The organism is Synechococcus sp. OH2, from assembly GCF_047462155.1.
In the GTDB taxonomy this organism is placed as follows: Bacteria; Cyanobacteriota; Cyanobacteriia; order Thermostichales; family Thermostichaceae; genus Thermostichus.
In genome coordinates, this window is the sequence record NZ_JANSIR010000083.1 from 1 (window position 1) to 14,461 (window position 14,461).

Genomic DNA, 14,461 nt, shown 5'->3' on the forward strand with positions numbered 1-14,461 from the left:
CGGGGCAAGCGGTTTCGCCTCAACTTGCTCAACGCCTATCCTCGCTTGCGCTGCCTGCTGCGCAGTCCCTGGTGGCCGGATCGCCTCAACTACGGCCTGGTGCTGCCTCTCTACACGCTGGTGGTGTTTCTCCTCTTCTGGGGGCCTCAGGATCGGGCCCACAATGTGGGGTTGAATCTTTTCTGGGCCTGGTGGTGGCCGGTGGTGCTGCTGATGTTCCCCTTTTTGGGGCGGGTGTGGTGCGCCATCTGCCCCTTCATGATCTACGGGGAGCTGGTTCAGCGGCTATCTTTGTGGCTTTGGCCGCGGCAGTTGCGGAAATGGCCGCGAACGCAGGCGGAGCGCTGGGGGGGCTGGGTGCTGTTTGCCGGGTTCGCGTTGATTTTCCTGTGGGAGGAGATCTGGGATCTGCCCAACACGGCTTACCTGTCGGGGTGGCTGCTGCTGCTGCTGATTACCGCCGGAGCGGTGGTCTGCTCACTGGTGTTTGAGCGGCGGTTTTGGTGTCGCTACCTCTGCCCGATTGGGGGCATGAACGGCCTTTATGCCAAGCTCTCGATGACAGAGCTGCGGGCCCAGCAGGGCACCTGTTCGGCAGAATGCACCACCTACCAGTGCTACAAAGGTGGGCCCGAGAAAGGGGAAGGCATGGCGACGGGAGGCTGTCCTCTCTACTCCCATCCGGCGCAACTGCAAGACAACAAAGATTGCGTCCTCTGCATGACTTGTCTCAAGGCTTGTCCCCATCGCTCGGTGGAGTTCAACCTGCGCCCGCCTGGGATCGAGCTGTGGACCACCCATACGCCGCGCACCTCTGAAACTGCCCTGTTGCTGTTGCTGCTGGGGGGCATCTATCTCCATTGCCTGCCCCAGATAGCGGAGCGCCTCTCCTGCTGGGGCTTGCGCTGGGATCTACGGCAGTTTTGGCCCCACCTGGGGGCTGCCTTGCTGGCTTTGAGCCTCCCCAGCCTCGTGCCCTTGGCAGCCTGGGGGCTGGCGGGGCTGGCCTATAAGCTAGGCCAGGGGACGCGACCCCGACCCTTTGCGGAGATGATCTACGGCTATTTGCCGCTGGTTTTGGGAGGAACGTTGGCCTTCTATTGGCCCCTGTTTTTGACGGAGGCAGGCCAGGTGCTGCCGGTAACTTGGGCAACTTTCTTCCAGACGGGATCCGCTCTTCCCGTGCTGTGGCAGGCCCACCCAGCGGTGATCCGGTTTCTTCAGGGATCCACCCTGATCCTGGCTTTGCTCCTGTCGTGGGCCCTCACCGGCAAAATTGCCCGCCGCAGTTTGCAGTGGCCCTACCATCTGGCCGCCCTAGGGCTGGAGGTGAGCTTGTGGCAGGTGCTGGGAATTTGATTTCAACCCCTTTCCCCGACAGGGGGCAGCGGATCCCAGGTATCTTGCCAGCGCAAAGCCGCTTGCCGTAGCTGCGCCAAGTTGGCTGATCCGGTGCAAAAAGCGGCGATCCTCAGCTCCTCGATTACGGCCCGGAAGCTGTCCACCACCGCCTGGGCCCGCCCTTGGGAGACGGCGTGGAGAGCGGGAGCGGCCATGCCGACCACATCGGCCCCCAAGCGGATGGCTTTGGCTGCATCGATGCCAGTGCGGATGCCACCGCTGGCCACCAGAGGCAGGTTGGGCAGGAAGCGGCGGATTTCCAGCAGAGCCAAGGCTGTCGGGATCCCCCAGTCCCGGAAGCTGTGGGCAATGCGTTTCTTGAGGGGATCCCTTTGGCGATGGGCTTCCACCTCGCTCCAGCTCGTCCCCCCTGCCCCGGCCACATCCAGGGCAGACACACCACACTCGGCCAGCCGCCGGGCTACTTGGGCGCTGAGACCATTGCCCACTTCCTTGACCAGCACTGGCACCGGCAACTGGTTCACCAACTGCTCGATGCGGCAATAGAGGTTGCGCCAATCGCGATCCCCCTGGGGCTGAACCGCCTCCTGCAGTGGGTTGAGGTGCAAAATCAGCGCATCTGCCTCGATCATCTCCACCGCCCGCCGCGCCTGCTCCAGCCCATAGCCGTAGTTGAGCTGCACAGCGCCCAGGTTGGCCAAAAGCAGAATATCCGGAGCTACTTGCCGCACCTGGTAAGTCCGGGCCAGCTCCGGGTGTTCTAGAGCTGCCCGCTGGGATCCCACCCCCATGGCAATGCCCAGCTCTTGAGCGGCAGCCGCCAGGTACAGGTTCAACTCCTGGGCAGTGTCTGTCCCCCCGGTCATGCTGCTAATCAGCAGAGGGGCCTGCAGGCGCTTTCCCAGAAACTGGCAACTGAGATCGATCTCCGGCAGCAGCAGCTCCGGCAACGCCACATGCTCGAAGAAAAAGCGCTCAAAGCCGGTGCGGATCCCTTTGGCGTTGACGTCCTGCTGCAAAACAATGTCTAGGTGATCCTGCTTACGTTCGGAGATAGGGGATGGAGAATCGGCCATGGTCTGGATAGAGGGTTGTCCAACCGGTAGCGGGCGAACAACATTGTCCGAAGGTGGCCCGCTGTCTATGATGAGGGCGGGATCCAACCTAGTAGCCATGCAACCTTTGCACATCTTGCTGGCAGAAGGCAACCCTCATCTGCGCAGCTTGCTGGGTTGGCATCTGCAACAGGCGCAGCACCGGGTTTGGGAAGCGGAGACCATTCGCCAGGCCAAAACCCTGCTGCAACAGCAGCCTGTCCACCTCTTGATTTTGGATGCGGAGCTGTCCAGCCGTGCCGGGCTCCAACTATGCCGCTGGGCGCATCGCCATTGCGATGTGTTGATTTTGCTCCTCTCCCAACGGGGATCCGAAGCCGACATCATCGCTGGGCTGGAGGCAGGCGCAGACGACTACCTCACCAAGCCCCTTAGCCTGCCCCTTCTGGATGCCCACATTCAGGCCCTGACCCGTCGGCTGTGGCGCAGCCTTCCCCCCACCTTCCTGCAGTATGGGGATCTGAAAATCGATCTGGTGCAGCGGCGCGTCACCCTGGCCGGTCAAGGCATCGACCTCACCCCGCAGGAGTTTAGCCTACTGATGGTGCTGATCCAGGCCGATGGGGATCCTCTCTCGCGGCAAGAGCTGCTGGAGCGGGCTTGGCCCGATTCCACCGCCAACCCCCGCACCGTCGATACCCACATCCTCTCCCTACGCAAAAAACTAGAGGGGAATCCGCACCAACCCCGCCTCATTCACACTGTGCGCCAGGTTGGCTACTGCTTTGGCCTAAAGCCGCCCCCTCTGTCGCAGCAGCCGAGTCGAGCCAGCGGCGCAGCTGCTCCAGGATCTGGGCTTCCACAGCGGCGTCGTAGAGCCGCAAAGTTAGGCGAGGCACCCGCAAGGAAGCGGTAATTCGCCCTGCCGGCAGATCCAACCACACCAGCTGTTTTTGAAAGCAGCGGCAGGTGGCCCCTATCTCCTGCGCCAGCTCTTCCACCTCCGGCCAGCTCAGGCAGCGCGGCAGCAGCAGGTCTGTGGCCCAGCCCCTTCCACACTCTCGCCGCCTCAGGATGCGCACCTGCATGGATCCCTAAATCCGCTCGGCGTAGAACTCACACCAGGGATCCCCTTTCTCTCTGGCTTTGGTCTCCTTCCCGTAAAACAGCCCACCCCGCTGGAAGAGGCGGTTGTAGAAGACTTGATCCAGAATCGGCTTCTGCTGAATGTTGCCGTTGTAAACCAGGTTCATCAGCGCCGGCACCGCCCCTTGGGCAAAATAGCAGCTCGGATAGTCTGCCCGTGGGTAGGAAGCCAAAAAGTAGTTGGTCTCGTAGTTGCCGTCAATAGCCACCCGGCAGGAATGATCGCTCACCACCTCCAAAGCCTGCCAACGACCGAACCCCAAGCTGCTGGTTACGGCATAGGCCCCGTGGATCCAGTCGGTATCCTTTTCCAGCATTGGCCCCACAAGGGTTTCCCACTCCAGCGACTCCATGATGTTGCCCAAGGTGTAGAAGACACAGACATGGCCCGATTCGCGCACCAGATCCTCTGCCACCTGCTGCAGACTGGGTTGCACTGCTTTCAGCTCTTCCAAAAAGCGGTACTGGATGCGGTTGTAGTAATTGGCAGGCATGCGCGTGAGCAGCACGTTGAAGGCGCGAATCTGCCCCCGTTCATCTCCTGCCAAAGGCAGGCTCCACAGAGCTTCGTTGACCGCGTCGTAGTCCACCGCTGTTATCGGCTTGGGCAGATCGGCTGGACGTTCAATGAGCTTGCCCATGCCGGGGCTAGGAACCAAAGTCTGAGGCCGTGGCAGCCGAGTAGCCTGGATCAGGCAGCGATCCTTGCGCGTAACCGCCATGCACTCCGTTTCCTCTGCCGTGTAGCTGCCCAGCTCGCCAAAAGTGGCATCCAGCGCCGCCGCCACATAGCCCACGGCTAGATGATCGATGGGGCGGGTGCGGTTAGCCTGATCCCCGTACTTGCTCAGCCAGCCTTCTGCGTAGTGGGAGTGGGTGAGCTGGGCTTCGCCACCGCTGGGGCTGGCCTGCAGCTCCAGTCGCCCCAAGCCGAGAAAGCCGAACAACTGGCACGCCACCGCCAGCCGCTCTGCTGCCTGCTGCACTCCCAAGGTTTTAAAAGCGCCCTGGAGCAAGCTGTAGAAAATCTCCTGAGCTGCCGTGCGCAGGATGCTCACCCCATCGATCCAGTCCGGATCCTCAATGGTCTGCTGCAGAAATAGGTTGTAGTGGTGGCAGTGGAAAATCACCGGCTCGCCGAAGAGAGAAATTAGCTTGCGAGCGCGGTCAAGGCGTAAATGCTCCAACATAGATGGCCTGATCTCGAGGGGATAGGAAGGGACAACAGTTAACAACTCCCACAACTTTAGCCTTTAGCTAGGCAAGGCAATCGGCAGATGTTCTCTGCCCAAAAGATCGGCCACCGCTTTGTAGAGAATGCGCAGCTCCTGTCGGTTCAGGGTGCCTTTTTCAAGGCGGTTGCGGTCAATGCCCGTTTTCAGGGACAAGCGCAGCATGACAAAGTTGGGATCCGGAGCGTAGCGCTTGGCGTAGCTAATCAAAGCCTGAGCAGTGGATAGAGTGTCGTCTTGAACAGGGGGCAGCAGTGGTTTGCCGTCGATGAGAATGGCCTTAAGCCGGTCTGAAATCGTCTTGAGGTCGGTGATGGAACGGGTCAGAAACAAAACAAAGTAGGGGCTTTTGGGAAAGGCTTTGATGACAACCCGCAACGCCAGAGTACCTGCCAAAAGGTAGTCCGCCTCTTGGACGGGGCTAACGGTTTGACAAAGGCGGCTATTGGCCTGCAACAAGTCGCCGGCGTAGGTGCCTAAACGTTCTAGGGCTTGCTCCTCTTGGGAGTCGCTGGCATAGGTTACTTTGGCTACTGTGGCACCGTCAGTGACCCGCCCTATCAAGACGGCAATGAGGCCAGGGAGTCCAGCAATATGCTGCTCAATGACACTTTGCAGGGTGCGGACAGCCATGCTCTCCTCTGAGGTTAAGACTAGGTTATCCCCTTATTGTAGCGATTAGGAAGCCTAACCTACGAATGTTTACTGATGTTAACGAAGCTCCCCGAGGAGGCTCAGCCCTCGCGCCACGGATCCCAGTTCTCATGAAATTTGCCTTCCAGAATGGCCTGGCGCATTCTTTGGGTGTAGCGCACGAGCTCCGTGATGTTGTGGATGGAAAGCAGAGTGTAGCCCAGGATCTCTTGGGCGCGGATGAGGTGGCACAAATAGGCGCGGCTGAAGTGGCGGCAGGTGTAGCAAGGGCACTCAGGATCGATGGGATCCAGGCTGCGGCGGTGTTCGGCATTCTTGATGTTCCAGCGTTGGCCGCGGCTGATCACGGTGCCGTGGCGGGCATAGCGCGTGGGAATGACACAGTCAAACAAGTCCACGCCGGCAGCCACTGCCGCCCGCATCTCGGCATAGGTGCCCACCCCCATGAGATAACGGGGGCGATCGGCTGGCAAGAGGGGGGCTGTTTGTCGCACCACCGCGTGCATTAGCTCCACCGGCTCTCCTACGCTGACGCCGCCGATGGCATAGCCGGGTAGATCCAGCCGACAGACTTCTTCCGCTGCCTGCCGACGCAGCTCCGGGTAAACCCCCCCCTGAACAATGCCAAACAAAGCCTGATCGGAGCGGCGGTGGGCTTCCACGCAGCGCTTCAGCCATTGAGTAGTCCGCCGCACCGCTGCTGCCACCGCCTCAGGGCTAGCAGGATAGGGCGGACACTCGTCAAAAGCCATGATGATGTCTCCCCCCAAAGCATTTTGGATCTGGATGGAGAGCTCAGGAGTGAAGTGAATAATTCGCCCATCGTAAGGCGAGCGAAACGTTACCCCTTCCTCGTCGATTTGGCGGATGGCGCTGAGGCTAAAAACTTGAAAGCCGCCCGAATCCGTGAGGATGGGGCCTGGCCAGCCCATGAAGCGGTGCAGGCCCCCCGCCGCTTGAATGATCTCTTCGCCGGGGCGTAGGTGCAGATGATAGGTGTTGCTGAGGATAATGTGGGCGCCGGTCTCCTTGAGTTGAGCAGGCGTGAGGGTTTTCACATTGGCCAGCGTTCCCACCGGCATAAAGCAGGGGGTTGGGATCTCGCCGTGGGGGGTAATGAAATAACCCGCCCGTGCCTGCGTGTTGGGGCAGGTGCCCTCGCAAACAAAAGTAAAAGCCGCCAAGGTTAGCGCTCTGGATCCACTGCGTGCGCAGCCGAGCTTAGCATAAGAGTCGGATCCCCTTCTAAAACCCCCCAGCCCTTGACAGGGATCCCCTTTCTTGGGCATTCTTATAGATCGCCGCGGAACTGGCGGAATGGTAGACGCGCTAGATTCAGGTTCTAGTGGCAGCAATGCCATCGGGGTTCAAGTCCCCGGTTCCGCATTCTTTTGGCTTGGTTGCTAACTACTCCATCACCTCAACGTAGAGCAAGCCCTAAAAGAATCTTGCTTGGCTGCGCAACTCCTGTGAGGCCGGAAAAGGCCGTAACTTTTAGAGAGTCAGCTCTTTTTCGATTTGGGAGAGCTTGATACGAGCAAGAGCCAAGTTGCCTTTCTCTCGATCCAAAGCCAGATAGAAAAATAGCCCAGGTATGTGCTTAAGTAGATACATCAGGTGATACTGAGTCTCCAGAATAATAAGTATCTCTTCGATTCTGTCGGTGAACTTAAGAGACTCTGCAACTCGCATCTTGGCGCGGATCACCTCTGTGTTTCCGGCAATGGCCAACTCCAGATTAGCTTCGGGAAAGGCAGGGCTGTTGGTGCCCTTAAACCCCAGACACATTCCGGTCTTCCAGTCCCCCAAAGCCACGCCCAGTGCTCCGTCAATGGTGAGAGCCTTCACCAGACTGTCTTGAAGCTTGTTCATAAGACTGCCCTATCCCCAAAAGCCTGATCCTGAAGTCTGTCCGACCATCATAAGTCTCTAATTGGAAAGTTTCAACTTAAAAGTACTAGAACCTGCTTATTTTTAAGATAAGTAAAACTAAATGCTAAATGTGTTAAGCGAGGGTCGTCGAGATTTTCTTGCCTTTACGTGTATCTGTATAGTTTCTTGAAAGCCAAGCCCCTGGGATCACCCTCCGAGAACAAGGGCATTTCCCTCAAGTCAGGCAGTACGGCTCCCGCTTGGTTCGTTTGGGGGCATAGATCCTTGAGGATTTCGGCAAGGCGGTCGGGGAGTTATGCTGGGGTTGTCTCTTTTACCAGGCTGCTGAGGTTCACCCACGGCAGCGCGGGATCCCGTCTCTCCAGCTTGACCCATGCCCAAGGCTCCCCTTCCCCCCAACGAAGAAGAGCGGCTGGCTGCCCTACGAGAGTATCAAGTTCTCGATACAGCCCCTGAAACTGCCTTTGACGAGATCGTCCGGCTTGCTGCTTACATCTGCGGCACGCCCGTCTCGCTGGTCTCTCTCATCGACGAGCATCGCCAGTGGTTTAAGGCCAAGTTCGGCATTGAGGGTATCGAGGAAACGCCGCGGGATGTGGCCTTCTGTGCCCACGCCATTCTCTCGCCCAAAGAGCCGCTGGTGGTGCCCGATGCCACCCAGGATCCGCGCTTTGCCGACAACCCTTTTGTAACCCAAGAGCCGCATATTCGCTTTTACGCCGGTGTGCCCTTGGTAACGCCGGAAGGGCAAGCGCTGGGTACCCTCTGCGTGGTGGACTACCAACCCCGCCAGCTCAGCCCGGAGCAATTGGAGCAGCTCAAGGCCCTGGCCCATCAGGTGGCGGCTCAACTGGAGCTGCGCCGCACCTTGCGGGAGTTGGCCAAGGCTCCCTTGCTTCCCAAAGCTGGCGAGAGCAAGCCTGCTCGCAAAAACCGCTTTCTCCTCAAGGTCAGTGCTGGCCTGGGCCTGGCTGCCCTGATCTTGGGCGGGATCGCCTACTCTGCCCAGCGCAACGCCAGTCGCCTGCCCCAACTGACGGAGCAAGTGGTCCATACCTTGGAAGTGATCCAGAACCTGGAAGGATTGCTCTCAGAGCTCCGTGCTGCCGAGGCAGGTAAACAGGGCTACTTTTTGACCAACGAGCCTGGCTACCTCGACGAGTACAAGGCCAGCCTTGAGGCCATTCCCACTCGTCTTAGCCGGCTGCAAGAGTTGACAGCCGACAACCCTCTCCAGCAAGGGCGCCTGAAGTGGCTGGAGCTGCTTTTGGAACAGCGTCTGAACCTTGCCCAAGATCTTATCCGGCTCCGGGATCAAGAGGGGCTGGCCGCTGTTCAAGAAGCCTTGAAGAGGGGCGAAGGGCAAAGGTTGATGGAGCGGATCGCCAACCTAGTGGAGGCGCTCCAGGAGCAAGAGCGGCTTCTGTTGCAGCAGCGCAGCGAGCAGTTCCAGCTTGCTTGGGTTAGAACCAATGCCATCCTGCTGGGGGGGCTGGCTTTTACCTACTTGCTGTTGGCCGCAGTTTATGCCCTCATTCGCCGCGAAACTGCCGAGCGGGAGCGGGCGGAAACCTTCCTCAAGCAGGAGCGGGACTTTACCAACGCCATCCTCGACACGGCAGGCGCTGTGGTGGTGGTCATGGATCCCAAGGGGCGCATCCTGCGCTTTAACCGCGCTGCCGAGCAGCTTTCTGGCTATTCGCTGGCAGAAGTCAAGGGCCAACTGCTCTGGGACTTGGGCTTGATCCCGGCGGAGGAGATGGCCGGCGTGGAGCAAGCTTTTCAACAACTTAAGGGCAGTCGCTCCCTTTTCTTAAACCGCCATGAAAACTTCTGGCGCACCAAGCAGGGGGCGCTGCGGCTCATTGCTTGGACCAACACCGCCCTGGTCAACGCCGAGGGCGAGGTGGAGTTTATCATCGGCACCGGCATCGACATCACCGAGCGCAAGCTGGCGGAGCTGGCTCTCAAAGAAAGCGAAGAGCGCTACCGGGATCTCTTTGAAAATGCCAGCGATCTCATTCAGGCTGTCGATGCCGAAGGGTACTTTCTCTACGTCAACCGCGCCTGGAAGGAGACCCTGGGCTACGACGAAGCTCAAATCCACCAAATGAGGGTTTTCGACATCATCCACCCCGACTATCGAGAGCACTGCCAGGTGGTTTTCCAGAAGCTTTTGGCTGGCCAACCTCTGGACAAGGTGGAGACGGCCTTTGTCACTGCCAAGGGCGAAACCATCTGGGTGGAGGGAAGTGTTAACTGCCGCCTTGAAGATGGGGTGATGGTCTCCACGCGGGCCATTTTCCGCAACATCACCGAGCGCAAAAAAGCTGCCGAGGAGCTGGAGCGGCAGAGCCGGCGGGCCCAACTGCTGGCCGATCTCAGCTTAAAGATCCGCCAATCGCTGGATATTGCCGAGATCCTGGAAACGGCAGTAACGGAGATCCAAGCCCTGCTCAAGGCGGATCGCGTTTTGGTCTACCGCTTCCAGCCGGATGGATCCGGGATCATCTCCAACGAGAAAACCCAGCCCGGCATCCCTTCCCTTTTGGGCGAGGTGATAGAGGATCCCTGTTTTCAGGAAAAATACGCTGAGCTCTACAGCCAGGGCCGGGTTCGCGCCATCAGCGACGTGGAGGCCGAAGGGCTGGAGCCCTGCTACCTGGAGCTGCTGCAAACAATGCAGGTGAAGGCCAACCTGGTGGTGCCCCTCTTCATGGAGCAGCGGCTATGGGGGCTGTTGTTGGCCCACCAGTGTTCTGCACCCCGCCAGTGGCAGCCGTTTGAGATCGAGCTGCTGGTACAACTGGCCAACCAAATCGGCATTGCCCTCACCCAGGCAGAGCTCCTGGAGCGGGAGCGCCAGCGCAGCCTTGAGCTAGAACAAGCCCGCAAAGCGGCAGAGCAGGCTTCTCAGGCCAAAAGCAGCTTCTTGGCCACCATGAGCCACGAGATCCGCACCCCCATGAACGCGGTGCTGGGGATGACGGGCTTGTTGCTGGAGACGCCCCTGACCCCCGAGCAGCGGGACTTTGTCGAGACCATCCGCATCAGCGGCGATGCCCTGCTGACCCTCATCAACGACATCCTGGACTTCTCCAAGCTGGAAGCCGGGGAGATGGAGCTGGAGATCCTGGACTTCGACCTGAGGGCCTGTTTGGAGGAGGTGGCGGATCTCTTTGCCCCCACTGCCCACGCCAAGGGCCTGGAGCTGGCGGTGCTCATGCCGCCGGAAGTGCCCCGCTATCTGCGGGGGGATGCGTCGCGTCTGCGCCAAATCCTCAACAACTTGGTGAGCAACGCCATCAAGTTCACCCATCAAGGGGAGGTGGTCATCCAGGCCGAGCTGCTGCAAAAAACGGCCACCCATGTCCAACTGCGGCTCTCGGTAAGGGATACAGGGATCGGGATCCCCAAGGAAGCGCAAGCCAAGCTGTTTCAGCCCTTCACCCAAGTGGATGCTTCTACCACCCGCAAGTACGGGGGCACAGGGCTGGGCCTAGCCATTTGCAAGCAACTGACAGAGCTGATGGGGGGCAAGATCTTCCTAGAGAGCGAGGTGGGCCGCGGCAGCACCTTCAGCCTCGAGCTTACCCTGGAAAGACAACCCTACGCCCGACAAATCTCCCAGCACCCTGCCCGCATCCCTGTCAATCTCCAGGGCAAGCGGCTGTTGGTGGTGGACGACAACGCCACCAACCGCAAGATCGTCCGCTGCCAGGCCACCGCTTGGGGCATGGTGGTGGAAGAAGCCGAAAATGCCTACCAAGCTCTGGACAAACTGCGCCAGGCCGTGCGGGAAGGGATCCCCTTCCCCTTGGCGGTTTTGGACATGCAGATGCCGGAGGTGGATGGGGAAACCCTGGGCCGCTGGATCAAGGCGGATCCCGAACTGTCCCCGACGCAACTGGTGATGATGACCTCGCTGGGGTTGGGGGAGCACTCCCGCCGCGCCGCCGAGATTGGCTTTGCTGCCTACCTAACCAAGCCGGTCAAGCAAACGCGATTGCAAGAAGCTCTGATCATGGCCCTGGGCAAGTCTTCCGGCCTGGCCACCGCGCTGCTGGGCATGGGCCCACCCCTTTCGCAGAGTGCGCCCTCGGCCAGCCGCCCCCAGCAACCCCTGCGCATCCTCTTGGCCGAAGACAACCCCGTCAACCAGAAGGTGGCCCTGCGCCAGCTGCAGAGCTTGGGCTACCTGGCGGATGTGGTGGCCAACGGCCAGGAGGTGCTGGATTTGCTGCAGCAAGTCAAGTACGACCTCATCCTCATGGATTGCCAGATGCCGGTGATGGATGGCTACGAGGCCACCCGCCGCCTGCGCCAGCAGGAGCGGGGATCCGGCCACCGCACCGTGGTGATTGCCATCACGGCCAACGCCATGCAGGAGGATCGGGAGCGCTGCCTGCAAGCGGGCATGGACGACTATCTCAGTAAGCCGGTGCTAAAGGAGGATCTGGAAAAAGTGCTCAACCACTGGAGCCAAAGGATCGCCCCTTCCGCAGCAGGAGCAGCCAACGGGGCGGCTTCGTCCGATCCGCCTTCTCCTGAAGCTGCCGGCGGTGACCCTGCTCCCACGCTGCCCTACCCCATCGACGCCGCCTACTTGGAGCGGGTTACGGGAGGTGACCGCCAGTTTCAGCGGGAGCTGCTGCAGGTGTTTGTCCAAGATGGCCAGGACCAGTTGCCGCGGCTGCGCCAAGCTCTTGCAGCGGGTAATGCCGAAGACTTGAGGAAAATTGCCCACCGCCTCAAGGGAGCTAGCGCCAACGTGGGAGCCAATGCCTTTTGTCAAGTAGCCCGCGAGCTAGAACACCTGGGGGTGCAACTGGCGCAGCCGGGATCCCCGGCTGATGACCCAAAATGGGCAAGCGCTTCCCAGGGCCTGGAGGAGCTGGAGCGCATCTTGGCCGACATTTGCCAGTACCTGCAGGAATTGGAAGGCTAGGGCAATCCCAGACTTGTCGCCCTCACCCCCAGCCCCTCTCCCAAAAGGAGATGGGGATCAAGCGGCGAACCGTTGGAGGTAGGAGGAACAAATTGGCGCGGCTGTTTGGCTTCGCTCTGGCTCGGAACCGCAGCAAAAGCCCGGCTGCTTGAGCAAGCTGCAAGGGGACAGCCGGGCAAAAAGGTGTCTAGCTAGTGCTTCGACCCAATCAGGCGGGCTGGGATTACATCAGGCCAATTTGAGAGAGGATGCCTTGGCCCGTAAGCAGCTCGGTCAAAACGCCAATCACAAAGCCCAACATTGCCAGACGGCCATTCCATTTTTCGGCGAAGGTGGTAAAGCCAAACTTAGCTTCTTGGTTTTCCATGGTTGCAACTCCATCAAGGGGTGACATCTCCAATGTGGCTCAGATATTAAAAAGTGTCAAGTTTTGTGTCGAGAGCTAACAAGGTGAGGTCGACAAGGATCCCTAGCTGCTTTTGACAGCAGTCCAGACAGCGTCTACGAGACGGAGCTCCTCCTGCGACAGCACTTTGAGGTACTGCAGCCTAGCAAAGGTTGCCTCATCGGGATAGATAGCTGGGTTTTGGCGATCCTGCGGGTTAATCTTAGGCAGGGCGGCAGCATTGGGGGTGGCAAAGCGGTTGTAGTTGCTCAGTTGGGCGCCAATTTCCGGCTCCAGAAGGAAGTTGATGAAGCGGTTGGCCAGCTCCGGGTTAGGAGCTTTGGCTGGGATGGCCATCACATCTAGCCAGATGTGAGCGCCCTCGCGAGGGACAAAGTAGCCAATGTTGGCATTTTCCTCAGCAGCTTGCAGGGCATCGCCGCTGTAGACAACCGCCACGTTGGCTGTTCCGGAGACCAATTGATTTTTGCCGCCCACCCCGCCAATGAGGCCGGCGCTGCGGCGTTTGGTGTCGATGAGGAGCTGCTGGATCTGCTGCAGTTCGGAGCGAACAGTGGTGTTGATATCGAAGCCGAGGTAGAGGGCCGCCGCGGCAATCATGGAGCGCATCTCATCGATCATCACAAAGGGGCCGTACTGCTGCTGCGGGTCGAAAATCAGACCCCAGGAGCGCTCAAAGTTTTCCGGCAGGCGGTCTTTGCGGTAGCCAATGCCGGTGGTGCCCCACTGGTAGGGAACTGTGTAGGTGTTTTCTGGGTCAAAGGGCAAGCCGACAAACTTCTCCCCCAAGTTGCGGAGATTGGGAATCAGGGCTTTGTTAAGAGGCTGCAGCAGGCCCAGCTCCACCATGTTGGGCACAACGTAGTCCGTGGGCACAACGACGTCGTACTGGCTCACGCCGCCCCCCCGCAGCTTGGCGATCATGTCCTCGTTGGACTCGTACACACTTACCACCACGCGGCTATTGGTGGCTTTCTCGAAGGCAGTGAGAATGGCCGGGTCAATGTATTCCGACCAGATGTAGAGTTGAAGGGTTTGTTTTTGGGCAGCCGTTCTCAGGGGCCAGAAGAAAAGCAGGAGCAGCAAACAGCAAAGCAAAGCGATGGCCGTGGCAATTCCCTTTTTCATAGGCAGGAGGGGCAGGAGCAGCAGTGAAGGGGCTGGAGTTCCTGCTCTGGGAAAGACTTAGACAATAGCCGACTTCCCTCTAGCCCTGAGGCAAAAGCGGAGCTCACCGCTGTCCCTCCCCTAGACCTAGAGCAGGCTTGTCCAACCCTACGCCCTAGCCTACCACCTGGGCTTCCCCGTTGCTGCTTTCCCCAGCCGAGAATAGCAGTTGATATAGCCGCTGCTGCTCGGCAGGGTTGCGGTAGCGCTGTTGCTGCAACGGCCAATCCTGCAAAGCCAGCTCTTGTTGCTCACGTAACCTAGGCTGTAGGGCCGAGTCGGCGGGCAACTTGGCCTGCAAAACCTGTAAATCGTTGAAGCGGCCCAGTTGCTCCTGTAGGCCTTTCAGAGTTTTGATCCACTCCTGCACAGTTTCCCCGTAAAAGGGGGCGAAAAACTCCACCTGGTAGCGCAGGCGTTTGGTGGCTTTGCGCAGATCGTGTAGCTGTTTGGCCTGAGATTCTGTCTCGGGAAAAGACGGGATCCGCCAGCCCGGCTGCAGGAACCAGGCGGCCAGCAAAGGAGCCAACAGGTGAGGCAAGCTCTCCTGGAGGGGAAGCTGGGCCGCAGGCCGGTAGCGGGGGTGCTCCAGCCACTC

At 59.5% G+C, this 14,461-nt stretch carries 11 protein-coding genes and 1 tRNA gene; 4 read left to right on the forward strand and 8 right to left on the reverse strand.

Going from position 1 to position 14,461, the window contains the following annotated elements; translation table 11 throughout:
* Positions 1–1,359 (forward strand): 4Fe-4S binding protein (locus tag NW835_RS07430; RefSeq protein WP_414414937.1); only part of this gene is annotated, 1,359 nt, incomplete at its 5' end.
* A 2-nt stretch (positions 1,360–1,361) separates the two neighbouring features.
* Here the strand turns inward: NW835_RS07430 and fni are convergent.
* Positions 1,362–2,438: a type 2 isopentenyl-diphosphate Delta-isomerase gene (fni, locus tag NW835_RS07435; RefSeq protein WP_414371285.1), complete on the reverse strand. Its 1,077-nt coding sequence runs from the start codon at positions 2,436–2,438 to the stop codon at positions 1,362–1,364.
* A 97-nt stretch (positions 2,439–2,535) separates the two neighbouring features.
* Here fni and NW835_RS07440 point away from each other — a divergent pair, with 97 nt between their 5' ends.
* A complete protein-coding gene (locus tag NW835_RS07440; protein ID WP_414371175.1) occupies positions 2,536–3,333 on the forward strand; it encodes a response regulator transcription factor in 798 nt (265 codons plus the stop codon).
* Between the two features lie 178 nt (positions 3,334–3,511).
* On the opposite strand, the gene NW835_RS07445 is transcribed toward NW835_RS07440, so the two are convergent.
* The 3 genes from NW835_RS07445 to tgt all read right to left on the reverse strand — a co-directional run bounded on the left by NW835_RS07445 (position 3,512) and on the right by tgt (position 6,633).
* Positions 3,512–4,753 carry a hypothetical protein gene (locus tag NW835_RS07445; RefSeq protein ID WP_414414938.1) on the reverse strand — a complete coding sequence of 414 codons (1,242 nt, stop codon included), beginning with the start codon at positions 4,751–4,753 and terminating at the stop codon, positions 3,512–3,514.
* Positions 4,754–4,816: 63 nt separating this feature from the next.
* Positions 4,817–5,428 (reverse strand): hypothetical protein, encoded by a 612-nt coding sequence (locus tag NW835_RS07450; protein WP_414414939.1) that lies wholly within the window; start codon positions 5,426–5,428, stop codon positions 4,817–4,819.
* Positions 5,429–5,529: 101 nt separating this feature from the next.
* Positions 5,530–6,633: a tRNA guanosine(34) transglycosylase Tgt gene (gene tgt / locus NW835_RS07455; protein WP_414398771.1), complete on the reverse strand. Its 1,104-nt coding sequence runs from the start codon at positions 6,631–6,633 to the stop codon at positions 5,530–5,532.
* 119 nt (positions 6,634–6,752) lie between these two features.
* Between tgt and NW835_RS07460 the strand changes: the two genes are divergently transcribed.
* Positions 6,753–6,835, forward strand: a tRNA-Leu gene (locus NW835_RS07460).
* 108 nt (positions 6,836–6,943) lie between these two features.
* Here the strand turns inward: NW835_RS07460 and NW835_RS07465 are convergent.
* Positions 6,944–7,321, reverse strand: coding sequence for a hypothetical protein (locus tag NW835_RS07465; protein WP_414333939.1), 378 nt, complete (start codon positions 7,319–7,321; stop codon positions 6,944–6,946).
* 394 nt (positions 7,322–7,715) lie between these two features.
* Here NW835_RS07465 and NW835_RS07470 point away from each other — a divergent pair, with 394 nt between their 5' ends.
* The gene (locus NW835_RS07470) at positions 7,716–12,290 is read left to right on the forward strand and encodes a GAF domain-containing protein (RefSeq protein ID WP_414414940.1); all 4,575 of its coding nucleotides are present in this window, start codon (positions 7,716–7,718) and stop codon (positions 12,288–12,290) included.
* 223 nt (positions 12,291–12,513) lie between these two features.
* On the opposite strand, the gene NW835_RS07475 is transcribed toward NW835_RS07470, so the two are convergent.
* The 3 genes from NW835_RS07475 to NW835_RS07485 all read right to left on the reverse strand — a co-directional run.
* Positions 12,514–12,684, reverse strand: a complete 171-nt coding sequence (locus NW835_RS07475; protein ID WP_414361756.1) for a high light inducible protein — start codon at positions 12,682–12,684, stop codon at positions 12,514–12,516.
* A gap of 75 nt (positions 12,685–12,759) precedes the next feature.
* Entirely contained in the window at positions 12,760–13,782 is a 1,023-nt protein-coding gene (locus NW835_RS07480) for a spermidine/putrescine ABC transporter substrate-binding protein (RefSeq protein WP_414414941.1), read from the reverse strand.
* A 196-nt stretch (positions 13,783–13,978) separates the two neighbouring features.
* A partial coding sequence (locus tag NW835_RS07485; RefSeq protein WP_414414942.1) for a CHAD domain-containing protein occupies positions 13,979–14,461 on the reverse strand: 483 nt, incomplete at its 5' end.

Bases quoted from the DNA above. Each gene is read 5' to 3' on its own strand.
- fni (WP_414371285.1), bottom strand. From the start codon at position 2,438: ATGGCCGATTCTCCATCCCCTATCTCCGAACGTAAGCAGGATCACCTA.
- NW835_RS07440 (WP_414371175.1), top strand. From the start codon at position 2,536: ATGCAACCTTTGCACATCTTGCTGGCAGAAGGCAACCCTCATCTGCGC.
- NW835_RS07445 (WP_414414938.1), bottom strand. From the start codon at position 4,753: ATGTTGGAGCATTTACGCCTTGACCGCGCTCGCAAGCTAATTTCTCTC.
- NW835_RS07450 (WP_414414939.1), bottom strand. From the start codon at position 5,428: ATGGCTGTCCGCACCCTGCAAAGTGTCATTGAGCAGCATATTGCTGGA.
- NW835_RS07465 (WP_414333939.1), bottom strand. From the start codon at position 7,321: ATGAACAAGCTTCAAGACAGTCTGGTGAAGGCTCTCACCATTGACGGA.
- NW835_RS07470 (WP_414414940.1), top strand. From the start codon at position 7,716: ATGCCCAAGGCTCCCCTTCCCCCCAACGAAGAAGAGCGGCTGGCTGCC.
- NW835_RS07475 (WP_414361756.1), bottom strand. From the start codon at position 12,684: ATGTCACCCCTTGATGGAGTTGCAACCATGGAAAACCAAGAAGCTAAG.